Origin of the sequence: Lactobacillus sp. ESL0679, from assembly GCF_029433515.1 — a bacterium.
In the GTDB taxonomy this organism is placed as follows: Bacteria; Bacillota; Bacilli; order Lactobacillales; family Lactobacillaceae; genus Lactobacillus.
In genome coordinates this window covers 65,064-89,841 of the sequence record NZ_JAQTIG010000004.1, presented here as the reverse complement: position 1 = coordinate 89,841, position 24,778 = coordinate 65,064, and the positions used below count along the sequence as shown (strand labels likewise).

The following is a 24,778-nucleotide window of genomic DNA, read 5'->3' as shown; positions in this document are numbered from 1 at the left end:
AAATGAATGCTCACAGACATTACAATTATTTTTGCAATTTATTTTACACGTTTTTAATTATTTGCCAAGATTTAATTAAACAGCTCTAGACATAACTTATTTCAACTTGACGTCCCAAACAGCCTGCTGCATCTCACCATAAAACTTATGGTAAAGCTTCTTAGTTTCCTCAGTTTGATAACATTTGACAACATGTTGGTAGTCGGGATCGTTCTTCTTGTCCTCTGTCGTACAAATATTATTAATGGCACCAGCCGACTCCTTATTAATTGGTTCCACAAAAATCGTTTCTTTCGGGCCAAGGCCAGCCGGCACGGCAAAGTCATTGTTCACAATCACCGCGTCAACGGAATTGATAATCCGCGCACATTGCTCGTCACTGACTTCTTTAATCTTGATATGTTGCGGATTAGCAGTAATATCCGCAATCGTCTTTAACTTTTGCCCACTAGTTAAACTAATTAACCCGGCATTCTTTAAGACATGGAGTGCCCGCGATTCAGTTGCGGCATCATTGGGGATTGCAATTGTAGCTCCTTGCGGCAATTGGCTCAACTTATGATACTTCTTGGAGTACAAGCGAATCGGCGCAATATAGGTTTTACCAATCGAAACAATCTTGGCATGATTTGCCTTGGACCAAGTATGCATAAAAGTTGTCGTTTGAATGGCATTGAGGTCAATTTCACCGTCTCGCAAAGCCTTGTTGGGTTGATTGTAATCTGTAAAAACCTTGGTCTTAATGATAATGCCATAATCGCGTTTGGCCTTTTGGGCAACATGTTGCCAAATTACTTGCTCAGAGTTGCTTTCGCCAACGACGCCAATCGTAATCACCCGCTCTTTTGGCGCATGATTGGAAATTCCAGGGCCAAAACTAAACCAGCCGGCAACTAGCAGCACCAAAGCGATAACTGTCCAAGTAATAATATGTTTCTTTCGCTTCTTACTCATTTTTTAATTCCTTTTCGTAATTCTGTTAAACAGCTTAAATTTATATTAATTATACCAAAATAAATGACGTGCATTACCATTGCTTAAAACTATTAGCAAAAATTAGTTGTCTTTTAGTCAAGATGATGCTAAACTAACTAACAATAAACTTTAAACGGTACAGAGAGACCGCAAGTTAAACATGACTAAATACCGAAAAAGTCTATTTTGACGCGCTCTGTGCCAAAATAGACTTTTTTTGGAGGTTTGCAATGGAAAAAGCAGTTTTTGTCGCCCTTGATTATGCTAACGAGCAGGATGTTGCACAACTTTTGCCTAAACTTGGCACTGCACAAGAAACTTACTTAAAAATTGGCATGGAACTTTTTTATCATTCTGGAAGTACTTTAGTTAAACGATTAAGCAATGCAGGTTACCACATCTTTTTAGATTTAAAATTGCATGATATTCCAAATACAGTTTATAACGCGGCCAAACAACTGGCCCAGCTCAATATCTTTTGTATTACTATTCACGCACTCGGCGGTAGCAGCATGATTAAGGCGGCCAAGGACGGTTTAATCGCTGGTACGCCAGCTGGACAAGGTGTGCCTGAACTGCTAGCTGTTACGGAATTAACTTCAATTTCTGACTCAATTTTAAAAGATGAGCAAAACTGCCGCTTACCAATGAATGAGCAAGTTATCAGTCTTGCACAAACAGCACAAAAAGCTGGCGCCGATGGTGTCATTTGCTCACCTCTAGAAGTTCAAAACCTAAGAGCAAAAATTGGTCCTGACTTTCTTTACGTAACGCCGGGAATTAGACCGGCACACAGCAATAATGACGACCAAAAGCGAGTCGCTACCCCAGCACAAGCAAAAAAATACGGCGCTAGTGCAATTGTTGTCGGCCGACCAATTACCCAAGCTGCTAACCCAGAAGCAGCCTATCAAGCAATTAAAAAGGAGTTTAACTAAGATGCATCAAGAACAAATCATTGCTAAATTAATCGCAGAAAAAATCATCACAGTTTCGCCAGACAAGCCTTTTACTTATGCAAGTGGCATGCTCTCACCAATCTACACCGATTTACGCCTCACGGTTTCTTACCCCGACTTACGCGATTGGATTGCCAGCGACTTAGCTGACTTAATCAAGGCTGAGTACCCAGAAGTAACCATTATCGGTGGTGTGGCAACCGCTGGTATTCCTCATGCTGCATGGGTTGCTGCCAAGCTTGGTCTACCAATGATTTATGTTCGTCCTAAGCCTAAAGATCACGGTAAGGGGCGCCAAATTGAAGGCTGCTTCACTGACCAAGACAGAATTGTTTTAATTGATGATTTAATTACAACCGGTAGTTCTGTCCTAAATGCAGTTAAGGCAACACAAAATGAAGGCGGCAATGTTATTGGCGTCAGCTCAATTTTCACTTATTATTTGCCAGATGCTAAGCAAAACTTTGCAGCAGCTAACATTGCCTTCAATCCCCTTCTTTCTTATCCTCAATTATTAAAGAAGGAAAAAGAATTAAATTACATCAGTGCAACCGAATATGACGCACTCAAGACTTGGCACGAGGACCCGTGGCAATGGGGTAAAAAATTTAAATAAAACAAACATCTGTAAGCTAACACATAGGAAAAAATTCCTGCGTGTTTTTCTGTTTAGAAGGTATTACAACAATTTTACCTTTTTTAATTAAAAAAATTTTTGCCTACTTTAAAACAAATTTGTATATTTAGAAAAATCAAAACTAGTATTATAACTGAACACCACAAAACAAAGGACCAATTATTCACTGGCATCATACTTATCCAATAAACACTAATAATACTACTGGCTATACCAAAAATAAGTCCCGGTACATAAGACTGAACTACAATCGCCTGAATTACATGTCCTAAAATATGGTAGTTATATGCAAGCATCAAAGCTACATAAAATTTTAAGTATGAAATTTTGAGCAATGTAATCCCAGTAATTAATACTAAAATAATAAACTCTTCAAATATTGTTAAAATAAATGTTCTTGATGATAAATTAAGATATTTGTTCAAATAGTTACCTTTAAACATTTTAGGCACTTTATTATTTATCAGCTCTTTATAACCTTTAAAGAATAAGATTTCTTCTAATTCATGGAACATAAAAACCGTTGGAAATAAAGCGACATAAATCCTAAAGTCCACTTTTATCCTCCTTGCTATAATTTGCAATTATTAATATGCTTATACTAAATGATTTTTGCATATACAGTTTACTATACTCAACTTTTTAAGCAATAAATTTTATTTTTGCTAAAGATTTAGTTTCTTTAGATTATTTAACTATAGTAAAACCCCGAAGTTAGTTTTTCTAACTTCGGGGGTTCTGTATAACTACGAATATTTTCTAATTATTTAAGCCATTTTTGCATCATGGTGTTCACGATAAGTGTAATAAATATAAGCAACGACACCAAAGGCAACTGGTCCAATTGCTGTCCAAAACGACGTCATGTAGTCGCCTTCCAGCATTGGCTCAATACAAGTAAAGATAATGCCCATGGCAACAACCAGCCAGACAACAATCGTTACTGCCCAGACCTTACCTTTGCCCTTGATAAAGACAAACGGTCGATCAATATCCTTCTTCATCTTGAAGAATGGGAATACCCCAATCAAGAACAGATATGGTACAGTTGATGAAACATTCATCATATCCATTAAAATCGTGTAAAATTGTCCCGCAGCATTACCACCAAAGGATATAAACAGGATAATGACACTAATCAGTGCTGCCTGTGCCCACATTGCGCGTTCTGGCATGTTATGCTTATTCAATTTCACTAATTTTTTAGGTAAAAGACGCGCATCACAACCCTCAATGAAGGACTTAATTGGTGAGTAAACCATCAAGAAGGCAGCAGAAATTCCGGATAAAACATCAGCTAACCCAGCAAGCCGTGAAAAAATCGTTCCCAAAGTCAATGTTGCAGATTGCGATAAGCCCATACTGTGGCCCATTACAATTCCTAAATTGTTGACTAACACATACTCCATATTAGCAATATTAACGTTTTTGGCACCCAAAACAGCGGCCCAGTTAGTCGAAATACCACACATGAGAATGTTAATAACATAGAGCCCAGTCATCAATGCCATCGCGCCCATCATTGCCTTAGGGAAAGTCTTTTCAGGCTTATCAACTGAATCAATAACACCAGCCGAAGTTTCAAGACCGCCATAAGCAAACAAGGCATAAACAATAAATGACAGAACAGCAACAGGCGTTTGGAACGCTGGATTAGGCGACTTAGTAAAGTTCATCGCCGTCACTGGTTCCGCAAAATGACCATGACTGAAGGCAAAAACTAACATTGACGCTAACATGAAGCCAAGAGCAATCAGAATTGCAAAGGCCCCGCCAACCTTGTCGACAGCTGTAATTTTGTCAATTCCCTTAGCAGCAAAGAACGTAACCACAATCATGAAGGCAACTTCAAGCACACCCAAAAGTTGAGTCGATGACAAAAAGCCAAGATGCCAAGTTTGCGTCATGTCTTTACCTGAAATCAATGTTGACAGAGCAACAAGGAAGAATTGCGTGGACGAAACCAGCCATACAACCCAGGCAGCAAGCCAAATAAAAGTACCAACAAATGCGACCTTTTCGTTAGATGACTCTTCAAGCCAAGAAAAAATACCACCCTTGACACCCTTAAAAGACGCGCCATATTCTGCAAAAATTAGTGCAGATGGTAGAAAGAACAGAATTGCCGCAATTACATACCAAATGATACTTGCATAACCCATTTGGTAATACGCAGTCAGCGAATTACTGAACCCAAAAATGGACGAAAAAATCATTAAAATTAACGTGCCGAGTGTGATTTTTTTCGGCTGTTTGTTATCCATAAATAGTAACTCCTTTTCAAATAGACCTCACTATTATGGACCTTTTTGAGCAACTATTCAAAATTTCTTATTTTAATGTAATTATTTTTTAAGTAAATTTCAAGATAAAGCTATCAAAAAAAAGACAAGGAACAAACATACCTCGTCTTTAAGTTTTAATGATTGTTAATCGCACTGTTCAGGCGTTTACGATAACGTAGATAAACAATAATCATCAACGGAATTAGCAGCAATTGAACCGGATAGAAATATTTAATCGGCAGTAGATCATTTACAAATCCCATAATGATTGGGCCAAATGCCATCCCAATATCCAATCCTAAATAAAAGGTGCTGCTTGCCAGTCCCTGCTCGTTAATCGGCGCGAGCAACAATGCCGTTGACTGCAAGACAGAATAAATAACGCCGTAGCCAATTGCCATGCCACACGCTGCTAATGCCATCTCCCAGTTATTTTTCATTACTGCAAGTAATACCAAATAAATTGCTGTTGCGGCGGCACTCAGCCAGAACCAGACGCCAAAGCGAACCGTATCAAATAAATTTTTTAAGCCAATTCTAATGACCAATAATACCACGGCATAAATTAAAAAGTATGAGCCGACCGCCACATTCAAATGCCGTTCCTCTGCGTAAGTTACCAAGTCTGCTTGAGTAGCAAAATACGGAAAGGCAAACAACGTGGTTAACAGCGCAATTGGCAAATCTTTAACTTCAATAATCTTAAAATGCTTGGATTTACTTGCTTCTTCTGTCTTTTTCTCAGGTTTGGCATGGTTGCCAACAAATTGAATCGTAATAATCATCAAGAAAGACGATACCGCGGAAGCAATTATTGCCAGTCGGTAACCCGTTTTTTGATAAACGTTAATCGCTAGAGCTGGTGCCACGGCCATTGCCAGTGCATTCATCAAGCCGTAAAAGCCCATGGCCTCGCCGACATGCTCGCGCGGGACTAAGAAAGCTAGCCAAGTAGTCATGCAAACTGTATCTAGCACGTAGCCAGCACCATTAATTAGCCGAAACAGTAGCAGCCACCCACTTTTTGGTGCAAGCACGTACCCAGTTACGCCAATAAAAATTAGCACACCACCAATTAGTGATAGGCGAAATTTCGAAAACTTATCCGTCAAATTACCCGCAATTGGCCGCAAAAACATTGCTGCGATACTCATAATCCCAACGATAATTCCCGCAAATGCACTGCTAGCACCGAGACTCTTAGCATAACCATTAATTAACGGATTAACAAACATCGTGCTAAACATGAAGAAAAACGATGCTGCCATTACCAATATTACATCTTTAGTATAAATCGATTTATGCTGTGTCACTTTTTACCTCACAAAATTACTCAATACTACAATTTTATCACTTACAACAAATTAAATTAATGGTTCTATTCTTTTATTTTTGCATTAATAAAAAACAGAACCTCTTGAAATTAATCAAGCAATTCTGTTTAATAAATTAATCTTTTACTTAGTAGCCCATATACTTATTTCTTTCCCAGTTAGAAACGGTCTGAGTATATTGTGCCCATTCCAATTCTTTAGAAGAAATAAAACTGTGTGAAAGGTGTTCACCCAAGGCATCTTGAATTAACTTGTCAGCCTTGAATGCCTTGATAGCGCTGTGCAAAGTTGCTGGCAATGGCTTAATTCCCAATTCTTCGCGTTTTTCTTCGCTCATTTCAAATACGTTAGAAGTAATTGGCGCCATTGGCATTTCTGCCTTCTTGATTCCATCAAGTCCAGCAGCTAAACAAGCTGCAAGTAGAAGATATGGGTTAGCAGTTGGATCAGCAGAACGCATTTCCAAACGCGTGTTGATTTCTTCAGCTGAAGGAATCCGCACCATTGGTGAACGGTTCTTTGAAGCCCAAGAAATATAAACTGGTGCTTCAAAGCCTGGAATCAGCCGTTTGTATGAGTTAACAGTCGGGTTGCCAACTGCAGTAATTGCGCGGGCATGTGTCAAGATACCATTTAAGAAGTAAAGTGCGGTATCTGACAGGTGGAACTTATTGTTCTTGTCATAAAAGGCATTCTTACCATCTTTGAACAAGGACATATTAGTGTGCATCCCGTTACCAGCTTGGCCTTGAAGCGGCTTAGCCATAAATGTCGCAAACAAATTGTGCTTTTTAGCAACTTCACGAACAACCATCTTAAAGGTTTGAACACGGTCAGCAGTTGTTAACGCATCGTCGAATCTAAAGTCGATTTCTTGTTGGCCATCACCAACTTCATGGTGAGCAGCTTCAACTTCAAAACCAATGCTTTCGAGAGTTTCAACAATATCACGGCGGCAGCTAGCACTTTCATCATTTGAGGTCATATCAAAGTATGAAGCGTGGTCTGGCACTTGCGTGGTCCAATCGCCATGTTCATCTAACTTCAACAAGTGGAATTCAGCTTCAAAACCAATATCAAAATCAGAAAAGCCCATTGTCCGCATCTGCTCAACTACACGCTTTAAATTGTTCCGTGGATCACCAGGAAATGGCTTACCATCTGTTGTATGAACTGAACAAATCAGCCGACCAATCTTACCACCTTGGCGGTCAGTCCACGGCAATACTGCCCAAGTTGAGAAATCCGGGTACAAAACCATATCGCTTTCTTCCAAGCGAACAAAACCATCGATTGAAGAACCGTCAAAACGGATATCATTACTTAAAACCTTCTCAAGTTGACTATTTGGCACCTCAACGGCCTTCAAAGTACCGTTGATGTCCGTAAATGCTAATCTTAAAAAGCGAACGTCATTATCAGCAACGCTCTGTCTAATATCATCTGCTGTAATTGTTTTTGCCATTTTTTCACCTAATAAAAAATCATACAGTAATTGGTCTGGTCCTAGCAAAAATTTTCTCGTTCTGCTCTAAACCTGACTAACACAATAGCAAACTCTTGTCTAAAAGTCAAAGTGGTCTAGTAGTTTTGAGCCAACCTTTAACATTTTTTTAATTATTTTAAGAATTACTTGCGAAAAAACAATTCGTTGACCGCATTGGTGATTGCAATTTTGACGTGGGCGTATGTCAAACCACCTTGCATGTAAATGGCATAAGGTGGCCGAATCGGACCATCACCAGAAAATTCAATGCTTGCACCCTCAATAAAAGAACCGTCAGCCATGATTACCTTATCTTCATAACCCGTATCATTGCTTGGAATTGGGTCGACAAAGGAATTAACCGGTGAGTTCTCTTGCAGAGCTTTAGCAAAGCGAATCATTTTGTCTTGATCATGGAAAATCACGGTCTGAATCAAGTCAGTTCGATCTTCGTTCCACTTTGGCGTTACTTCTTCACCCATCTTTTCCAAAATCGCTGATGAATAAATTGCACCCTTAATCGCATTACCCGTTGTATTCGGCGCAATAAAGAGACCTTCGAAGTAATCAATGTTGTTATTTAAACTGGCACCTTCCTCGCGGCCAATACCACCAGCAGTCAAACGCGCCGCGGTATTTTCGATTAGTTCGTGCTTACCAACAACATAACCACCGATTTTGGCTAAGCCACCACCAGCATTTTTAATTAATGAGCCAGCCATCAAATCAGCACCGTATTCTGTTGGTTCATGCTTTTCGGAAAATTCACCGTAGCAATTGTCAATCATAATGATACTCTTGGGGCTAACCTCGCGAATCATTGCAATCATTGGCTTAATCTTGGCAACAGTAAAACTTTGCCGCGTGTCGTAGCCGCGTGAGCGTTGAATGACAACCATCTTTGGCTGGTGCTCGCTCAGTAATTTGCGCGCAGCATCGTAATCAACCTCGCCGTTCTTTAAATCAATGTGCGAGAATTTAACGCCGTATGATTTTAAGCTGCCGCGCCCATCGCCAGCAACGCCGATTACTTGTTGCAGAGTGTCGTATGGCATTCCCGTTAAATAGGTTAATTCATCGCCTGGCAGCAAATTCCCCGCCATTGCCGTAGCAATCGTATGTGTACCTGACACAAATTGAGAACGCACAAGCGCATCTTCAGTATGGAAAATCTGCGCGTAAATGCGGTCTAGCTTATCACGGCCCGAATCATCTGAACCATAACCAGTCGTTCCAAGCAAATCAGCTTCTGCTACTGCCTTATCCTTAAATGCTTGCAACACTTTATTCTGATTATACAAAACATTATCATCAATCTTAGCAAGCTGTGGCGCAATTTGAGCGTCAACTTCCTTAACAATTTCTTGTAATTTTTCTGGCCAATTATTCATGAAGCCATTCCTCAACTTTCTCTTCTATTTCTGTAATACAATTTTGGTCATTTAACGGGTCAAACCAGTGACATGGCAATTGATGACGAAAATACGTCAATTGCCGCTTCGCATACCGCCGCGAAGCTGTCTTTAGCTGCTCAACACAATCAAGCAAGCCTTGTTCTTCTTTAAAATATGGGAAAAACTCCTTATAGCCGATTGCCTGCAAGATTTGGTGTTCGCGTTCGCGGTTTTGGTAAACAAATTCGGCTTCCTCAAGCATCCCTTGAGCCATCATTTGGTCAACTCGCAAATTAATCCGGCGGTAGATTTCCTCTCGTTCGGAATTTAAACCAACAATTAAATAATCATAGCGCGGTTCAATTTTAGATTGCTGCTGGGAAAATTTTTGCCCTGTCCGCTCAATTACAGTTAGCGCTCGTAAAGTGCGCCGGGAGTTGGCCACAGGGATTTTGCTAGCAGCATCTGCATCTCGCTTGTTTAGCTCTTGCCACAATGATTCTGGCCCATTTTGGTCTAAAAAATCTTGCCATTTAGCCGTAATTGCCGTCTCATGCTCATCTTTTTCACCCAGCTGCATCTGGTTAAGCAAGGCATTCACATAAAAGCCGGTCCCACCAACTAGTAGCGGTAACTTACCCTTAGCCGCAATTGCATTAATTGCTAATTGGGCCTGGGTGACAAAATCCTTAACCGAATACGGTTCAAAGACCGATTGCGTGTCAACCAAATAATGCTTAACTTGCGCTTGCTCCTGAGGTGTTGCCTTTGCCGTTCCAATTGCTACTTCGCGATAGACCTGCATCGAATCGCCAGAAACAATCTCACCATTCAATTTTTGGGCTAATTTGATGGCTAAACCAGTCTTTCCAATCGCTGTCGGTCCGACAATTGCTAGTACTTTTTGCATCTCGAATATCCTTTTTCGTTATAAAAGCAAAAAACACGTTTGCGCAAATGCTCCAAACATGTTCTCCTAATTAATATTTAGATGTTTTTGTGCGACCATTCCACTCATCAAAACCGTTTTTGAGCCATTTAATCGAAGTAAAATGCTTCTTTTGCAAAAATCTAGCAGCTCTTAAAGTTACGGTTAATGAATCAGAGTACAAATACACCGGTAAATCGGCTCTCAGCTCACCATATTGGTATTTCAGGGTAGTATAAGGCAAGTTACGCGCACCATCGATATGCTTTCTCTTAAATGGTGCTTTTTCACGTAAATCAACGATTTGCGCCTTTCTCATTCCCTGATTAAATTCTTCATTAGTTAAATCGCCGCTACCGAGACGCTTAGTCTGGAACTTATTCCACAACCAAACTGCAACAAAAGCCAGAATGATAGCTACTAATACAACATCCAAAATAATTAAAAAAGTTGACATCGGTTAAACTCTTTTCTAAATAAACTTATAAGAATAATTCTACTACTAAATTATTCTAGCTTCTATGCTTTTCTTTTTCTTTGCGTTCTTCATACTCGTGCTCACGCCGCAAAATCATCTTGGCAACCAGATAATCATGCTTGTCAATTAAGCGCGAACGGTTAATATTGTCAAGTTCAAGGGCCATCAGCTCAATGTCCCAAATGCGCTTACCAACGTGCACCAAGACACCATATTTTTCAAGGAGCTGCTGAACATCATACAAGGTCTTCATTAGAATCTGATAACCATACCCATTCTAACAGTAGCAACTAGATAGACAATTAGAACGCATAAAGCAACTATGCGCCACTTAGTAGAATATTTTTGCAAAGCGCGATCACCTAAAATAATTGCTAACAAAAGTCCTGTAACTAGCCCACCAATATGGCCCTGAATATCAATATTAGTGTCAAACAGGTCAAGAACAATATTGATTATGGCAAGCCACAGCGCCTGTTTGCCCAAATAAACAAGAACCGGATTATCGCGATTACGCAAACCAATTGCCGTCATTGCACCCATTAGGCCAAAAAGTGCGGTCGAAGCACCAGCGCTAATTGCTTGGTCGCTGCCAAGAGCCAAACTCAATAGGTTGCCACCAATTCCCGATAACAAGTAAACTGCTAAAAAGCGCCAATGACCTAAAATCTGTTCCATGTAGACGCCGAGATAATAAATCATCACGGCGTTTGAAACAATATGCATAATTCCCATATGCAAGAATTGCGCCGTAAACAAGCGCCACCATTGACCACCCGCAACTACGGCATAATTGCTCATCGCGCCCATTTTTATTAAAACAGCGGTATTCTGTGAACCACCCAAGGCGGTTTCCATTAAAAAGACCACAAACAAAACAATTAAAATGATCCACGTCATGTAACTATCTTTAAAACTTTGCTTTTGCATAATTGCCTCGCTAATTTATCAGACTATGCTGGGAGTAATTAGCGTTTGGATTGGAATATCCGTCTGCTCAACATCCCATTCAGTCGTATTAAAAATCATTTGTGAATTTGCTAGAGCAACAGTCTTAGCCCGCTTGTGCTTTGCCAGGAAGCGATCATAATAACCGCCACCAAAGCCAAGTCGCTGGTGCGTATCTTCCGCAAATGCAAGTCCAGGAACAATAATCAAATCCAAATCATTGTTGACCTTGGCACTTGGATCATTAACTTCCATTACACCAAACTTCGACGCAGTCAGCTTAATCATATAGCTATAATACAGAAAATCTTGTGAATGTTCCGAATTATTATTGGCTTTAGCCAAGTAGACGTCTTTGCCCTGATCCCAGAGTAAAGCAATTAAGCGCGAGGTATCAACTTCATAAGCTAATGAGGAAGTCACACCAATCGTTTGGCTATTTTTAAGTCCATCCCAAGCCATTATTTTTGCTAACAGCTGGCGGTCCTCCTGCTCTTTTTGTTCAGTTGCCGCAAAATCCTGCAAACGACTTATTTGTTTCTGCCGTAAATCTTTTTTGTTCATAGATTTCTTTCACTACAAAAAATAGCAGGAACACATGCCCCTGCCATATTGTTTATTACTTAGTTTCACGATGAAGAGTTGCGCGTCTTTCAACAGGGCAATACTTCTTCAAACTTAAACGTTCCGGATGCTTACGCTTGTTTTTCTTAGATAAGTAACTTCTATCGCCACATTCGGTGCATTCCAAAATGATGTTATCTGCCATTTCTTTCACCACCTACAATTTATTATTCTGACTGAATTATGATAGCATTTTTTAAAGACTTTTACCAGAGTTATCCTCAAATTTCTAATTTTTATGCAATTTAAAGTAGTCTTGAACCATTGCTTTAGCCATTTGCAAGGTGTAAGAGCCTTCCAAATCTGGGTCTAATCCCGGAAAGACAACCGCAACTGCTAATTTAGGATTATTCGACGGTGCATAGCCAACAAAGGTCGCGTTAATTAATTCCGGTGGATTCTTCTGGTTGGGGTGATCAGGATCATAGTAGAACGTTTGGGCCGTCCCAGATTTACCTGAAATTGACGGCTTAACGTTCTTCAGCTTATGAGCAGTGCCCCACGCATTAGTCCCATGAACAACGCGCCAAAATCCTTGATGAATGACACTTAACTCATCAGTCGTCCATGGAATCCGCAACTGCACATTAGGCTTTTTGTTATAGTCAATGTAGACTTTTTTACCATTACTTGCCGTGCGACCCACTGATTGCACAACATACGGCTGCAGACGATAGCCACCATTAGCAATTGTTGAAACATACTGTGCCAATTGAATCGGCGTGTACGCGTCGTAGTTACCATATGCCAAGTCAAGAACGGACCCAGACAAAATTTGCCCCTGAGCGTTAAACGATTTACCTTGAATTCCCGCGGATTCACCGGGTAAATCAACGCCAGTCTTTTGTCCAAGACCAAACATGTTAAAATTGCGCCGCAACGTGCTAAAAGCATTATCAGGCATGCTAATAAATTGCTTAGGCACATATTTAGCATGAACCCAATTCATTGCTAAGTGCATCATGTAAATATTACTTGATACTTCCAGAGCTGTTTGCGCGTCAAGCGCACCAAAAGTTCCAACTGGATAAACTGATTTCTTAATCGGAGAACCTGGCAAGTAAATTGGCGTATCAGGCAAAGTGTTGCTAGTAGGCGTAATTACCTTATTTATTAGGCCGCCACCGACCATTGCCCCCTTGACAACAGAACCCATAACGTAAGTCTGGTTAATTGCACCTAAGGCATTGTCAACCGTCTTATTTTTATTAGGATCACGACTAATCCCCGCAACAGCAAGCAAAGCACCAGTCTGCGGATTCATTGCCACAGCGTATGCACCATTAGAATAGTGCGCTGCACCTGACCCAATCGCTGCAGCGTAAGTCTGCTTGAGTGCGTTCTGCACCTCTTTTTGGTACTTAGCATCAAGGGTCAATACCAAACTAGCTCCGGCCTGACCTGAATAAACGGACTTAGTTTGCTCAATATTACCATCAGACTTAGTCCATACCTTGCTAGTCGACTTAGTTCCCCTTAACAGTGGCTCATATTCTTCTTCAAGATATGATGTCCCTACTCGGTCATTGCGCGAATAACCATTAGTTAAATAATATTGTAAATTATCGCTCGGCAAACCGGCCTTTTCAGTTGAAACCGAACCAATGATACTTTGAATGGACGACCCATTAGGATATGAACGTTGCCAGTCAGTCCCGATGCCAACTCCTGGTAAACTAGACAGGTGTTCACCGACTTCCGCAATTTCCTTATCAGTTAAGCCCTGATTTTTAATATAAATCGTTGACAGCGTATAAGCACCCGATATTTTGTTATAAATCAAAGCCGCGGTCTTTTCACGTGTCGTCAATTTCACGTGCTCTTTGCGCACCTGATTATTAATGGCGTTATTAATTAACTCTTCGTCTTCGGTATTGCGCACCACCTTAGGTACCTTGGCTGTTTCCTTAGCACTGTTAGTCTTATTACCAAGATAATAATCAATTACCTGCTGCTCCGTCGGCTTTTCATCATTAAGTCGAATGTAATAACTTAAGGCATTGGCGATGGAATACACCTGATCGGCCGTAGTTGAAGCACTTTTGGTATAAGTAATAGCATTTTGCGCCTTGTTGCCGACTAAGACGCGGCCCTTGCTATCATACATAACCCCGCGCGGCACCTGACTTGATACCACAGCAGAATTAGACTTCTGCACTTCGGCCTTAAAGCGTGAACCGTAACCTAGCTGCAAATATGCTAATTGACCAATCAACGTCGCAAATAGAACAAAAATAATACCCAAGATAATTTTCATTCTGAGTGGTGTCGATGATTGATTCTTCACATTAGCAGCTCCGCGATCTTTTTTAGAATATTTCACTTAATTCAAACCTCTCTAAACTAGAGTTATTTTAACAAAAAGCAGACGCCAATTCTATCACTAGACCATAGCTTTGGTAAAATTTTAAAAGATTAACCATGAAATTATCGTCTACTTGCCTTCAACAATTTAGTTACCGCTAACATAATTTTATAATTTGCTTCTGTCTTGTTAATCTTTGTAATAAAATTAAGATTATAAACCAGTCTAAAAAAGGAGAAAATTTTATGACACTTACATATCAAATCGGCGTTGATGCCGGTGGAACACATACCACAGCGATTGCATACGACATGCATGGACAAGAACTTGAACGCGCTGAAGCTGGAGCTGGCCAAGTTAATACTGACTACGATAACGCCATTATTAATATTAGCAATGCAATTAACCAGTTACTTAATCAAATCGATGGCGATTGCCAGCGAATTTTGTGTGGCATGGCAGGATTATCCGTCATCGGTAACGCACCGCAAGTTGCTGCCGCAATCTCTAGCAAAGTTGGTAATTTACCGACCCGCGCGATTACCGATTCCCTTCTTGCCCTGTATAACGGTCTTGAAGGTGCAGACGGCGGCCTTGTAATTGCGGGGACTGGCTCAGTCTTCAATGGTTTGCAAAAAGGGCATATCATCACCACTGGTGGCTATGGTGCAACACTAGGTGACGAAGGATCAGGTTATGCAATTGCCTTATCTGCCTTAAAAGCGGCCCTGCTCAGTTGGGACAAACGCGAAGATAATGCCTTAATTACTATGTTTAACCGCATCTTCGAAGTTGATAATATCGTTGACGGAACCGCCAAATTTTATCAAATGACTAATCCAGAAGTTGCCTCAATGGCTGTCGAAGTTGCCAAACTTGCCGATGAAGGCAATGCAAATGCAATCGCAGTTATTAAGGAGCAGGCTGAATTACTGGCCCGCGATATTATTATCGGCATGGATCGCTATGAAGCTCCTAAACCAATGAAGGTAGCTTTAACCGGTTCTGTTTTGGCTAATAATGCAATGCTGCGGGGCTTTTTAGAAGACAAGGTACACTCGAAATATCCACAAGCTGAATTTTCAATTTCAAATGGTGAAAACGCCCGCGGTGTTGTCTTTGACAAGAGCAGTGATTACCGTCACTTTACAAATTAAACAAATAAATTTTACTCAACAAAAAAGCAGTTCTTACGAACTGCTTTTTAATTGCAATTATTCTTCTACCTTGTTAATGACAATTTCAAACTTGCCACCAGGTGTCAAAATAGTTACCTGATCCCCCTTCTTCTTGCCTAAAATGGCTTGGGCGATTGGTGAATCATTAGAAATCTTACCGTTTAGTGGGTCGGATTCATCACTACCAACAATGGTATATGTTTCTGGATCGTCCTCACCAACTTCGGTATAAGTAACTGTCTTACCAACAGCTACTTCGTCAGGGTTGGTAGCATTAGCATCAACAACGTGAGCATACTTCAGCATTTCTTCGACAACGCTAATCCGATCCTCAAGGTGACTCTGTTCATCCTTAGCAGCATCATACTCGGAGTTTTCGGATAAGTCACCGTATGAGCGGGCAACCTTAATTCGCTCGATTACTTCTGGACGCTTAACAACTTTTAAATTTTTAAGTTCTGCTTCAAGTTTTTCTTTTCCTTCAGCAGTCATTGGATATGATTTTTCAGGCATAAAATGTACTCCTTAAAGTTAAATTTTCTTTGCAATGGTCTATGATATTAATTTCCCAGCACAAAGTCAACCTCTAACGAATTTTTGCGCTAAGTTTATCTTCCAAATCAGCCATAATTGCATCCATTGCCTTAGTGACAATTTCGTCGGTCAAAGTATCCTTTTCGTTCAAGAATGTTAGGTTGTAAGCCAAGCTCTTCTTATCTTTATCAATATGAGTGCCTTGGTAAACGTCAATTACGCGTAAACTGCGCAAGTACTTACCACCATTGGCTCTAATGCTATCTTCAATTTGTTGGTTAGTAACATCTTCGCCAACCAAAATTGACAGGTCACGCTCAATTGCAGGGAATTTTGGTGCTGGGGTTGAAACTGTCTTCGGCTCAATAATCATCGGAATGATTTCATCCAGATTTAATTCGTAACCGTAAATTTCTGCACCATTAAGCGCCTTATCAGCCATAGTAATAGTATGAGCAATCATCCCGATTAAGCCAACATACTTACCTTTAATGTAAATTCCAGCAGTTCTAGTTGGGTGCAAGCCCACTACGACTTCCGCCTTGTATTCAACTTCGCTTAAGTCAATACCAATTGCTAACAATAAGTTAGTTAATTGTCCCTTAACGTAATAGAAGTCGATCTTTTCATTTTCATGTTGCCAGTTAGCAAAGTAAGTATTGCCGCTGTAAAGTGCTGCTAAGTGCTCATGTTCATTGTAAGTACCACCCTCATGGTCATAAACACGACCTTGCTCGTACAGTGCCAATTGATTTTGCTTGCGCGCCATATTATAGCTGGCAGCATCAACTAACCCTGTCAACAAGTTTTGTCTTAAAGTTGAACGACTTGAGTTCAGCGGCATTTGCACTTCAACAACTTCTTTAGGTTCCTTAGTAAAGGCTAGTGCCTTAACTGGTGACGTCAATGAATATGAAATGGCTTCGATTAAGCCTTGACCCTGAGCGACCTTTTTAATCCGCCTTAAAACTGTTTCTTCTTTAGAGTAGCCACCGTGGGGTTCTGCCAAAACAGGTTGAGTTGACTTGATATTATCATAGCCGTATAACCGACCAACTTCTTCAACCAAGTCCGCAGGAATAGCAATGTCCCAACGTCTTGCTGGTACATCAACAGTTAAATTATCACCATCAAGTTCGGCTTTGAAGTTTAACCGAGCAAAAATATGCAAGATTTCAGCACCGGAAATTTCAGTACCCAAAGTCTTGTTAATGTATGAAGCAGTTGTCTTAATTACAACTGGTTCACGTGACTCATCGCTAGCTTTAATGACACCTTCAGCAATTGTTGCTTGGGCATTATTTCTAAGTAGCAATGCTGCCATATCAAGTGCACGCATGGTAGCATCCCAGTTAACGCCCTTTTCATATCTGCTTGATGCTTCGGTTCTGTTAGCGTGGCGCAAGGCTGCTTTTCTAATTAAAGTTGGGTCAAAAATAGCTGATTCCAAGATAACATCGGTGGTATCATCTTCAATTTCTGAATTAAGACCACCCATTACTCCAGCCATCATCACAACTCGATCGCCATCAGTAATTACAATATCGTTTGGATCAAGATCAACGTCCTTATTGTTAAGTAGGACTAGCTTTTCACCCTTATTAGCCTTGCGCACAACCAACTTGCCACTCTTAAAGGCCCGAGCATCGTAAGTATGCATCGGTTGACCAGTCAGCAGCATCATGTAGTTAGTCACGTCAACAACATTGTTAATTGGCCGAATACCTGCATTCCATAACCGCTTTTGCATCCATAAAGGACTGTCAGCGATTTTAACGCCAGTTACTTTGCGTAAGTAAAATTTAGGCGCTAATTTAGGATCAACTTCAACAGTAAAATCATTTGTCCAATCAGGACCATCAGCCTTCAAAGTTACATCTTCAACGTTAACAGGCTCGTCAACAATTGCGCCGACCTCGTATGCAGAACCTTCCATTGATAAGGTGTCTGCTCGGTTAGGGGTAATGTCAAAGTCAAAAATGTAGTCATCCATTCCCAATGGTTCATAAGCATCTTGACCCGGCTTAACATCAGCATCTTCAGGAAAAACGTAAATGCCATCAGTATATTTTTCAGGAACTAAATTATCAGCGAAGCCAATTTCTTGTAAACCACAAATCATACCGTTGGATTCATAGCCACGCATCTTACCTTTTTTAATCTTGACGTTATCAGCAATCCGGGCACCAGGTAAGGCAACAACAACATCTTCGCCAGCAGCAACATTTGGTGCACCACAGACAATTTGATGAGGCTCATCTTCACCAACATCAACGTGAGTTACATTAAGGTGGGTCCCTTCAATTGGTTTGCAGTCAATAATGCGACCAATGACCAACTTTTTCAATCCTTCTTCTGGGTGCTTAACTTCAGCAACTTCAACACCTGTGCGCGTGATTTTTTCGCCTAATTGTTTAGGATCTTGATCTAATTTTAGAAAATCTTGTAGCCAATTATATGAAACTAGCATTATCTTTCCTCCTTACGGAATTGCTCTAAGAAACGTACGTCATTTGTGTAAAAGTCGCGAATATCATCAATCCCATATTTCAAAATCGCGAACCGATCCAAACCGACACCAAAAGCAAAGCCACCATAGACGCTTGAGTCAATACCGGCATTTTCTAAAACATTCGGGTGAACCATTCCGGCACCTAAGACTTCAATCCAGCCGGTGTATTTACAAATTGCACAGCCCTTGCCATCACAGTTGAAGCAGGAAACATCCATTTCAACTGATGGTTCAGTAAATGGGAAGTAGCTTGGCCGCAAACGCGTTTCACGGTCTTCGCCAAAAATATGTCTGGTGAGCAATTCCAAGGTACCCTTAAGGTCACCCATCGTCACGTTCTTGTCAATAACTAACCCTTCCATTTGCATGAATTGGTGTGAGTGTGTCGCATCATCGTCATCGCGGCGATAAACCTTACCAGGTCCGACCATCTTTAATGGTCCCTTAGAAAAGTCGTGCTTTTCTAGAACACGAGCTTGGTCACCCGAAGTTTGTGAACGCAATAAATCTTCAGGATCAACATAGAATGTTGCCTGCATATCACGAGCTGGGTGATCTTTAGGTAAATTCATCATCTCAAAACAGTAATGGTCTGTTTCGATTTCCGGACCCTGAACCACCTGGTAACCCATGCCAATGAAGTACTTTTCAAGATCATCCAAAATAATATTAATCGGGTGCTCTGAACCAATGTGGTTTTCCCGACCCGGCAAAGTCACATCAATCTTTTCTTTTTCAAGACGTTCTTCAACAAGTGCCTTAACAATCTCAGTCTTAGCATCATCTAACTTGTCATTAAACAAATCACGCAATTTGTTTACTCGTTGACCAATTTCACGTCTATTTTCTGGCGCTACATCCTTCATCGAGTGCAAAATTTCAGTCAGTTCACCTTTACGGCCGACTAATTTTACCCGAACATCATTTAACTTTTCTTCGCTTTCTGCCTTGTCAATTTCAGCGAGGCCTTTATCGCGGAGTTCTTTTAACCGATCAAATAAGTCCATAAACTTGTCCTTTCAAATAAAAAAGCTCCGTCCCCAAAAAAAGGGACGAAGCTACGCGGTACCACCCTAGTTTGGACTATAAAAAGTCCACACTCAAGTTTTCGATAACGGTGAATACCGGAATTGATTAGATTCTACTGGCAAGATGAAATTCGCAGTTCCATTTAGACCCTTCTTTCAGCTCAATAAAAAGGTCTCTCTGACTAAACAATTGCTGTTACTAGTCTTGCTCATTAGTAATTAACTATTAGAATAATTCTTTTGTCTACAAGTTGCAAGTAAAATTTTACTTTTAGACCCAGTTATCGGCCCATTCGTGAATTTGGTCAAAAACCGGCTGCAATTCTGCACCTTTTTTCGTTAAGCCGTATGAAATAATTTTAGTTTTTTCATCGACTGAACGCTTAACAATTTTTTCTTTTTCTAATTCTTTTAGTCGTTCAACTAAAACCCGGTCGGAGCAAGCAGAAACGCAATTTGCTAGGTCTTTGAAACGCATATAGTTCGTATCACACAAGGAACTGATAATCAGGCCATTCCACTTCTTACCAATGATCTGAAATGCATTAATAAAATGTGGGCAAGTTTCATAAGTTAAAGCCTGACAACCATTGTTTTGTTTAAATTTTCCTTTGTGACTCATAGCAATTCCTCCGTTATCGATTTCTGTTCTCGACAACTATTATAATTAATTCACTTACTAAAAACAAGTACCTACTCTTAGTCTCTAAGCAAAATGATAAATCATAATTCCTGCTGCAACTGCTGCATTTAATGATTCAGCTTGACCCTTAATCGGAATGTACAATTTTTCGTCACTAGCTTGTGCCACTGCTGAACTAACACCATGAGCTTCGTTACCGATCACTAAGCCCAATTGCGACACTGGGGCAAAGTCCGGCAGCTGTTTAGCCGTGCGGTCTAACATACTGGCATAAACAGGAATGCCGTTATTTCTTAGTGAGGCAATTGCTGCAGGCAAGTCAGTCACAATCAAGTTAATGTGGAATTGGCTACCTTGCATTGCTCGCTGCGTTTTCGGATTGTATAAATCAACACTATTTGGTGACAAAATCACACCGTCAAAGCCGGCGGCATCAGCGGTTCTAATAATTGTGCCGACATTACCCGGGTCAGCCAACTGGTCAAGCAAAACCCACTTACCATAATTAAACGGATAATCTTTCGGCTGTGCAATTTTCAAAACCATAAAAATATCTTGAGAATTTTTAGTACTCGATAAGTGGCGCACGATTGCAGAGTTAATCAAAATAACATTTATAGCTGTCAAATCGACTTCATCTTCAGCCTCGACTGTATTTAAGGCTTCTTGCGTCCCTAATAAATAGACGTACTTGCGGCTTGCCTTAATTGCTTCCTCAACTAAGTGAAAGCCTTCGATTAAGTATAATCCTGTTTCCTCACGATATTTTTTTTGCTTTAATTTAGCTAAATCCTTAATTAACTTATTGTTTACCGAACTAATTTGTTCCATTGCTAAAACCTCTTTCTCTGACCCTATTTTAATGTAAACTATTCAATTTTAAAAATGGTAAAATCAAGTATATAACTTGTAGAAAGGACTAATTATGGGCTTTTTTAACAGAAATAACCACCCTAAACATCATAATTCTGCCGATTCCAATCAGGAAACTTGGGCACTTACCGTTTCTGGCATTGTGCAAGGTGTCGGCTTTCGCTGGAGCGTCCAGGTCTTGGCTGACAAAATGCAACTGACTGGGTCTGTTCATAATAACTTGGACCAAACAGTAACTATTGTACTGCAAACCGACCTCAATCATGTTAACCAATTTTGCCAAGAATTGCCTCACAGTATTTCACAATTTGCTAAAATAACTAAAATTAAAAAAGAAAAACTGACAAATACGGGCAAAATACACGGTTTTCATGTATTATATTAGATGTTGACAAAAAATAATAATGTGGTGAATTGAATGAAAAAATATCGTAAATATCTTGGTTTGGCTGCTTTAACACTAGCAGTCATGTTAATTGTGACTGGTTGTGCGCAAAACGGCAATGCATTGAATACGCCGCCGTCAAGCGGCATCTACGGCTGGATCTACAGCTTTATTGGTAAACCCTTGCAGAACATCATGTTGCGCTGCTACGCCATTATCGGTGGGGCAAACGGCGCTGGCTGGGCCATTATTTTAATGACTTTGGTCGTGCGGATGATTTTATTGCCATTAATGTTAAACCAGCAAAAGAAATCAACAACCCAACAAGAAAAAATGGCGCGGTTGCAGCCACAGATGAAGTTAATCCAAGACGCAATGAAGAAGAAGGATCTAACTCAAGACCAACAAATGACTTTGGCCAACTGGCAGCGGCAATTATATTCACAAAATAACTTATCGTTAACAGGCGGCATGGGCTGCTTACCACTGATTATCCAGTTCCCAATCATGATCGGAATTTACCAAGCGGTAATGTATTCCAAGACACTGGCAAATTCGACTTTCTTTACAATTTCGCTTAGTGATAAATCCATGCTGATGGCGATTATCGGTACTATCTTTGCGTTTATTCAAGGTTATATTTCATTAATTGGGATTCCTAAGGAACAGAAGAAACAAATGCAGTCAATGATGCTGCTTAACCCAATCATGACCCTATTTATTTCCATGTCTGTTTCCGGTTCAGTTGCGCTATATTGGGCTGCGGGTAACTTCTTTACCATTATCCAGCAAGTAATTGTCACATTTATCATTATGCCTCGCGTTAAAAAGAATGTTGACGAGGAATTAAAGCGTGAACCGATTAAAGAAATTGTCACACCTGCTAAAGTTGCGGAATTAATTGAGCAAAAGACGGCTGCTCCAGTAATCAACAAACAAACTAAAGAATTGCATGAAAATTTGCGTAATCGCAATCAAGGTAAACAACACCGTAATCATTAAGTATGGCTATAATGGATCTTTGTCAAATCCTGCTGATGAAGATAAATAGCGAGTTGAATGCACTTTAAGCAGTTATGCTTAAAGTGTTTTCTTTTAGAATGACAGCCTTAGCTTTTAACATAATTCTAGCTGCTATATTAGAAAAGTTTCGATAACCATACGCTGTTTGTCGGACAATCTTTTAAATGCTGGTAACACAACTTCTAACTTGTTATAAAGTTTTAAATATGATTTCTAATAATATTTACGCAGGAGATAGCAGTAATCATTTGACAACCGACGACGGTGATATTGCAATCAATTAGTATGTATATATAATTATAGCAATAGAAAACTTTGCTTAATTTTGATATACTTATATGAGTTTACTGAAAGAGGAAATTATATGAAACAAGCTATTTTTGTTATGCTTGATGAGTATGCGGATTGGGAAGGCGCATACCTTTCAAGTCAATTAAATCAAAGTTCTGATTGGGAAATTAAAACGGCTTCAACTACTGCGGAAGTAACGTCAATTGGTGGTATAAGAACTAAAATTACAGATAAAATTGCAGATATTCCGTCAGATTGCGAGTTATTGATCCTAATTGGCGGTAATTCTTGGACGATAAAGAATGATCAACTTAAAGAGGTTATTGCAAGAAGATTGATAACTGGCAAAAGCGTTGCTGCTATTTGTGGTGCGGTTGATTATCTTGCAGAAAATGGTTTGCTGACGGGTTATAAGCATACAGGAAATGCGCAATATTTATGGCAAAATTTCGCCGAGTATAAAAATGGCACTGACTTTGTTTCTGAAGATGCTGTTTGCTGTCGTAATTTAGTTACTGCGAATGGCACTGCGCCGCTTAAATTTACGGAGCAAGTTTTGCAAATGATTAAATTTAAAGATAATGAACAGGTTACACGTGATATTGATTTGTATCGTTTGGGATTTTATAAATACTGTGAAAAGTATGGCAATCCGTTTGTCTAAGACATTGCAAAATTTTAATTAGGTAAAATGACAAACAGCCTACAACTAAATTGTTGGGCTCTTTGTCAAATCCTGTTAATGAAGATAAATAACGAGTTGAATGCACTTTAAGCAGTTATGCTTAAAGTGTTTTCTTTTAGAATGACAGCCTTAGCTTTTAACATAATTCTAGCAACTATATTATAAAAATTTCAACAACTATAAACTGTTCGTCAAATTTGTTTAATTCTCCGATTAGTACCTTCAACACAGCCATTGGAATATTTAGAAACAACTGCATTAAGAACAGCTTGAAGATTGCGTTTCTTGCATTAAGTTATAAGTTGCATGTAATTTAGAATTAATGCATAAGCCTTCTTCAACGATCTGTTCTTGAGTCAGCTGCTCTTCTAAGTGCTGGTAGTACTTGAGGTGTTTAGCTTCTAATTGTTCATATGGTTTTAAATATGACTTTCTGTGGCATTTAAGCAAGATATAACGGCGTCGAAATGTTTAAACTGTTTCATTTCATTGTTTGTACCCGCAATTGATTAAAGGAATGATTAAGCATCTGTACAATATGAAAACGATCAATAATAATTTCAGCATTAGGGGCAAATGCATAAGCTAGGTCTTGCTAATAAGCACTTAGATCCATAGTAATAGTCTTAACTTTACTTCTGACTAACAAGGGAAATTTTTCAAAAAAGGCAGTAATATCTTTTTTTAAGTGAGTTGGTAAAATTTTAATCATCTCATGCGTGTCATCATTAACACAAATAAAGTGCAAATGCCGACCAACACCACGAAATTCATCAACGTCAATGTGTTCCGGTAAGTAATCATAGTCATCAACCTGTGGCAACTTTTTTAAATCTAGTAAAAGTACATAAAACAGTGTTGGTAGGGACATTGTTAACTTGTACAATTTTTGTTAGTGAACGATCAGCGGTTAAATCGTGAATTACTTTTTGCTTAACTGGATTAGAGATAAAGCAGAACTTGTCAACTAAGGAACCATTAGCCATAAAAGAATGATGATAACTGTAGCAGTATAGTTGCTGTTTATGGAATTCAATTTGAAGTGGTTTAGAAGTATTTAAAGTAAGATAATGAAGACGAGAGATGTAATGACCGTTGTGGATCAAAGCAGTTTGATAGTTGGGCCATGTGCTTAGAGGCAGAGCGAGTTTGGTAACTAAGATTTTATCAAAATGATCAGAAGCATAATAACTAGTAAAAATTTAATAGAATAATTATCAATAGAGGACATAGAAAAGCTTCAATCTTTCTTGAGTGGTATTAGGAAATAAAT

The 24,778-nt window shown here is 39.6% G+C and carries 24 protein-coding genes and 1 pseudogene; 6 read left to right on the top strand and 19 right to left on the bottom strand.

All coding sequences use genetic code 11. The annotated features are described in order from the left end of the window. Positions 1 to 96: 96 nt before the first annotated feature. Positions 97 to 954 (bottom strand): MetQ/NlpA family ABC transporter substrate-binding protein, encoded by an 858-nt coding sequence (locus PT287_RS06230; protein WP_277133512.1) that lies wholly within the window; start codon positions 952 to 954, stop codon positions 97 to 99. Between the two features lie 251 nt (positions 955 to 1,205). On the opposite strand from PT287_RS06230, the gene pyrF reads away from it, so the two are divergent. Together pyrF and pyrE are read left to right on the top strand one after the other, a co-directional pair. Further along, positions 1,206 to 1,913, top strand: coding sequence for an orotidine-5'-phosphate decarboxylase (gene pyrF, locus PT287_RS06225; protein ID WP_277133511.1), 708 nt, complete (start codon positions 1,206 to 1,208; stop codon positions 1,911 to 1,913). Between the two features lies 1 nt (position 1,914). Next, positions 1,915 to 2,550, top strand: coding sequence for an orotate phosphoribosyltransferase (gene pyrE / locus PT287_RS06220; protein WP_277133509.1), 636 nt, complete (start codon positions 1,915 to 1,917; stop codon positions 2,548 to 2,550). A gap of 83 nt (positions 2,551 to 2,633) precedes the next feature. Here the strand turns inward: pyrE and PT287_RS06215 are convergent, their stop codons facing one another. From PT287_RS06215 to PT287_RS06160, 12 genes are all read right to left on the bottom strand, one after another. Continuing rightward, positions 2,634 to 3,128, bottom strand: coding sequence for an HXXEE domain-containing protein (locus PT287_RS06215; protein ID WP_277133507.1), 495 nt, complete (start codon positions 3,126 to 3,128; stop codon positions 2,634 to 2,636). A 210-nt stretch (positions 3,129 to 3,338) separates the two neighbouring features. Further along, complete coding sequence (gene yjeM, locus PT287_RS06210) at positions 3,339 to 4,835, bottom strand: glutamate/gamma-aminobutyrate family transporter YjeM (protein ID WP_277133506.1); 1,497 nt, start codon at positions 4,833 to 4,835, stop codon at positions 3,339 to 3,341. Positions 4,836 to 4,990: 155 nt separating this feature from the next. Continuing rightward, the gene (locus PT287_RS06205; RefSeq protein WP_277133504.1) at positions 4,991 to 6,169 is read right to left on the bottom strand and encodes an MFS transporter; all 1,179 of its coding nucleotides are present in this window, start codon (positions 6,167 to 6,169) and stop codon (positions 4,991 to 4,993) included. A gap of 148 nt (positions 6,170 to 6,317) precedes the next feature. Then, a complete protein-coding gene (glnA, locus tag PT287_RS06200; RefSeq protein ID WP_277133502.1) occupies positions 6,318 to 7,655 on the bottom strand; it encodes a type I glutamate--ammonia ligase in 1,338 nt (445 codons plus the stop codon). Between the two features lie 164 nt (positions 7,656 to 7,819). Next, positions 7,820 to 9,067: a methionine gamma-lyase family protein gene (locus tag PT287_RS06195; protein ID WP_277133500.1), complete on the bottom strand. Its 1,248-nt coding sequence runs from the start codon at positions 9,065 to 9,067 to the stop codon at positions 7,820 to 7,822. Then, positions 9,060 to 9,980, bottom strand: coding sequence for a tRNA (adenosine(37)-N6)-dimethylallyltransferase MiaA (gene miaA / locus PT287_RS06190; protein WP_277133498.1), 921 nt, complete (start codon positions 9,978 to 9,980; stop codon positions 9,060 to 9,062). Before miaA ends, PT287_RS06195 begins: the two co-directional genes overlap by 8 nt. A gap of 70 nt (positions 9,981 to 10,050) precedes the next feature. After that, positions 10,051 to 10,455: a rhodanese-like domain-containing protein gene (locus PT287_RS06185; RefSeq protein WP_277133496.1), complete on the bottom strand. Its 405-nt coding sequence runs from the start codon at positions 10,453 to 10,455 to the stop codon at positions 10,051 to 10,053. Positions 10,456 to 10,510: 55 nt separating this feature from the next. After that, entirely contained in the window at positions 10,511 to 10,729 is a 219-nt protein-coding gene (locus PT287_RS06180; protein WP_277133494.1) for a YqgQ family protein, read from the bottom strand. Further along, complete coding sequence (locus PT287_RS06175; RefSeq protein WP_277133492.1) at positions 10,729 to 11,406, bottom strand: rhomboid family intramembrane serine protease; 678 nt, start codon at positions 11,404 to 11,406, stop codon at positions 10,729 to 10,731. The genes PT287_RS06180 and PT287_RS06175 overlap by 1 nt, the downstream gene beginning before the upstream one ends. Before the next feature lie 18 nt (positions 11,407 to 11,424). Then, positions 11,425 to 11,988: a 5-formyltetrahydrofolate cyclo-ligase gene (locus PT287_RS06170; RefSeq protein WP_277133491.1), complete on the bottom strand. Its 564-nt coding sequence runs from the start codon at positions 11,986 to 11,988 to the stop codon at positions 11,425 to 11,427. Between the two features lie 55 nt (positions 11,989 to 12,043). After that, positions 12,044 to 12,193 (bottom strand): 50S ribosomal protein L33, encoded by a 150-nt coding sequence (gene rpmG / locus PT287_RS06165; protein WP_003548272.1) that lies wholly within the window; start codon positions 12,191 to 12,193, stop codon positions 12,044 to 12,046. Positions 12,194 to 12,277: 84 nt separating this feature from the next. Beyond that, the gene (locus PT287_RS06160; protein WP_277133488.1) at positions 12,278 to 14,371 is read right to left on the bottom strand and encodes a penicillin-binding protein 2; all 2,094 of its coding nucleotides are present in this window, start codon (positions 14,369 to 14,371) and stop codon (positions 12,278 to 12,280) included. 227 nt (positions 14,372 to 14,598) lie between these two features. Here PT287_RS06160 and PT287_RS06155 point away from each other — a divergent pair, with 227 nt between their 5' ends. Further along, positions 14,599 to 15,510 (top strand): BadF/BadG/BcrA/BcrD ATPase family protein, encoded by a 912-nt coding sequence (locus tag PT287_RS06155; RefSeq protein WP_277133486.1) that lies wholly within the window; start codon positions 14,599 to 14,601, stop codon positions 15,508 to 15,510. A gap of 57 nt (positions 15,511 to 15,567) precedes the next feature. On the opposite strand, the gene greA is transcribed toward PT287_RS06155, so the two are convergent. From greA to PT287_RS06130, 5 genes are all read right to left on the bottom strand, one after another. Continuing rightward, positions 15,568 to 16,044, bottom strand: a complete 477-nt coding sequence (gene greA, locus PT287_RS06150; RefSeq protein ID WP_277133485.1) for a transcription elongation factor GreA — start codon at positions 16,042 to 16,044, stop codon at positions 15,568 to 15,570. 73 nt (positions 16,045 to 16,117) lie between these two features. Beyond that, positions 16,118 to 18,535, bottom strand: a complete 2,418-nt coding sequence (pheT, locus tag PT287_RS06145) for a phenylalanine--tRNA ligase subunit beta (protein ID WP_277133484.1) — start codon at positions 18,533 to 18,535, stop codon at positions 16,118 to 16,120. After that, the gene (gene pheS, locus PT287_RS06140) at positions 18,535 to 19,584 is read right to left on the bottom strand and encodes a phenylalanine--tRNA ligase subunit alpha (RefSeq protein WP_277133482.1); all 1,050 of its coding nucleotides are present in this window, start codon (positions 19,582 to 19,584) and stop codon (positions 18,535 to 18,537) included. Before pheS ends, pheT begins: the two co-directional genes overlap by 1 nt. A 292-nt stretch (positions 19,585 to 19,876) precedes the next feature. After that, positions 19,877 to 20,227: a helix-turn-helix domain-containing protein gene (locus PT287_RS06135; protein WP_277133480.1), complete on the bottom strand. Its 351-nt coding sequence runs from the start codon at positions 20,225 to 20,227 to the stop codon at positions 19,877 to 19,879. Between the two features lie 84 nt (positions 20,228 to 20,311). Beyond that, the gene (locus tag PT287_RS06130; protein ID WP_277133479.1) at positions 20,312 to 21,079 is read right to left on the bottom strand and encodes an RNA methyltransferase; all 768 of its coding nucleotides are present in this window, start codon (positions 21,077 to 21,079) and stop codon (positions 20,312 to 20,314) included. 94 nt (positions 21,080 to 21,173) lie between these two features. Here PT287_RS06130 and PT287_RS06125 point away from each other — a divergent pair, with 94 nt between their 5' ends. From PT287_RS06125 to PT287_RS06115, 3 genes are all read left to right on the top strand, one after another. Beyond that, positions 21,174 to 21,506 carry an acylphosphatase gene (locus PT287_RS06125; RefSeq protein WP_277133477.1) on the top strand — a complete coding sequence of 111 codons (333 nt, stop codon included), beginning with the start codon at positions 21,174 to 21,176 and terminating at the stop codon, positions 21,504 to 21,506. Positions 21,507 to 21,539: 33 nt separating this feature from the next. After that, positions 21,540 to 22,508: a membrane protein insertase YidC gene (gene yidC / locus PT287_RS06120; RefSeq protein ID WP_277133475.1), complete on the top strand. Its 969-nt coding sequence runs from the start codon at positions 21,540 to 21,542 to the stop codon at positions 22,506 to 22,508. 385 nt (positions 22,509 to 22,893) lie between these two features. Continuing rightward, positions 22,894 to 23,484, top strand: a complete 591-nt coding sequence (locus tag PT287_RS06115) for a DJ-1/PfpI family protein (protein WP_277133473.1) — start codon at positions 22,894 to 22,896, stop codon at positions 23,482 to 23,484. A 502-nt stretch (positions 23,485 to 23,986) separates the two neighbouring features. On the opposite strand, the pseudogene PT287_RS06110 reads toward PT287_RS06115, so the two are convergent. Continuing rightward, a pseudogene (locus PT287_RS06110) lies at positions 23,987 to 24,376 on the bottom strand (transposase). Positions 24,377 to 24,778 lie beyond the last annotated feature (402 nt).

What these genes read in the sequence shown, in the direction of transcription:
- PT287_RS06230 (WP_277133512.1), bottom strand. Translation starts at nt 954, where the DNA reads ATGAGTAAGAAGCGAAAGAAACATATTATTACTTGGACAGTTATCGCT.
- pyrF (WP_277133511.1), top strand. Translation starts at nt 1,206, where the DNA reads ATGGAAAAAGCAGTTTTTGTCGCCCTTGATTATGCTAACGAGCAGGAT.
- pyrE (WP_277133509.1), top strand. Translation starts at nt 1,915, where the DNA reads ATGCATCAAGAACAAATCATTGCTAAATTAATCGCAGAAAAAATCATC.
- yjeM (WP_277133506.1), bottom strand. Translation starts at nt 4,835, where the DNA reads ATGGATAACAAACAGCCGAAAAAAATCACACTCGGCACGTTAATTTTA.
- glnA (WP_277133502.1), bottom strand. Translation starts at nt 7,655, where the DNA reads ATGGCAAAAACAATTACAGCAGATGATATTAGACAGAGCGTTGCTGAT.
- PT287_RS06195 (WP_277133500.1), bottom strand. Translation starts at nt 9,067, where the DNA reads ATGAATAATTGGCCAGAAAAATTACAAGAAATTGTTAAGGAAGTTGAC.
- miaA (WP_277133498.1), bottom strand. Translation starts at nt 9,980, where the DNA reads ATGCAAAAAGTACTAGCAATTGTCGGACCGACAGCGATTGGAAAGACT.
- PT287_RS06185 (WP_277133496.1), bottom strand. Translation starts at nt 10,455, where the DNA reads ATGTCAACTTTTTTAATTATTTTGGATGTTGTATTAGTAGCTATCATT.
- PT287_RS06180 (WP_277133494.1), bottom strand. Translation starts at nt 10,729, where the DNA reads ATGAAGACCTTGTATGATGTTCAGCAGCTCCTTGAAAAATATGGTGTC.
- PT287_RS06175 (WP_277133492.1), bottom strand. Translation starts at nt 11,406, where the DNA reads ATGCAAAAGCAAAGTTTTAAAGATAGTTACATGACGTGGATCATTTTA.
- PT287_RS06170 (WP_277133491.1), bottom strand. Translation starts at nt 11,988, where the DNA reads ATGAACAAAAAAGATTTACGGCAGAAACAAATAAGTCGTTTGCAGGAT.
- rpmG (WP_003548272.1), bottom strand. Translation starts at nt 12,193, where the DNA reads ATGGCAGATAACATCATTTTGGAATGCACCGAATGTGGCGATAGAAGT.
- PT287_RS06155 (WP_277133486.1), top strand. Translation starts at nt 14,599, where the DNA reads ATGACACTTACATATCAAATCGGCGTTGATGCCGGTGGAACACATACC.
- greA (WP_277133485.1), bottom strand. Translation starts at nt 16,044, where the DNA reads ATGCCTGAAAAATCATATCCAATGACTGCTGAAGGAAAAGAAAAACTT.
- pheT (WP_277133484.1), bottom strand. Translation starts at nt 18,535, where the DNA reads ATGCTAGTTTCATATAATTGGCTACAAGATTTTCTAAAATTAGATCAA.
- pheS (WP_277133482.1), bottom strand. Translation starts at nt 19,584, where the DNA reads ATGGACTTATTTGATCGGTTAAAAGAACTCCGCGATAAAGGCCTCGCT.
- PT287_RS06135 (WP_277133480.1), bottom strand. Translation starts at nt 20,227, where the DNA reads ATGAGTCACAAAGGAAAATTTAAACAAAACAATGGTTGTCAGGCTTTA.
- PT287_RS06130 (WP_277133479.1), bottom strand. Translation starts at nt 21,079, where the DNA reads ATGGAACAAATTAGTTCGGTAAACAATAAGTTAATTAAGGATTTAGCT.
- PT287_RS06125 (WP_277133477.1), top strand. Translation starts at nt 21,174, where the DNA reads ATGGGCTTTTTTAACAGAAATAACCACCCTAAACATCATAATTCTGCC.
- yidC (WP_277133475.1), top strand. Translation starts at nt 21,540, where the DNA reads ATGAAAAAATATCGTAAATATCTTGGTTTGGCTGCTTTAACACTAGCA.
- PT287_RS06115 (WP_277133473.1), top strand. Translation starts at nt 22,894, where the DNA reads ATGAAACAAGCTATTTTTGTTATGCTTGATGAGTATGCGGATTGGGAA.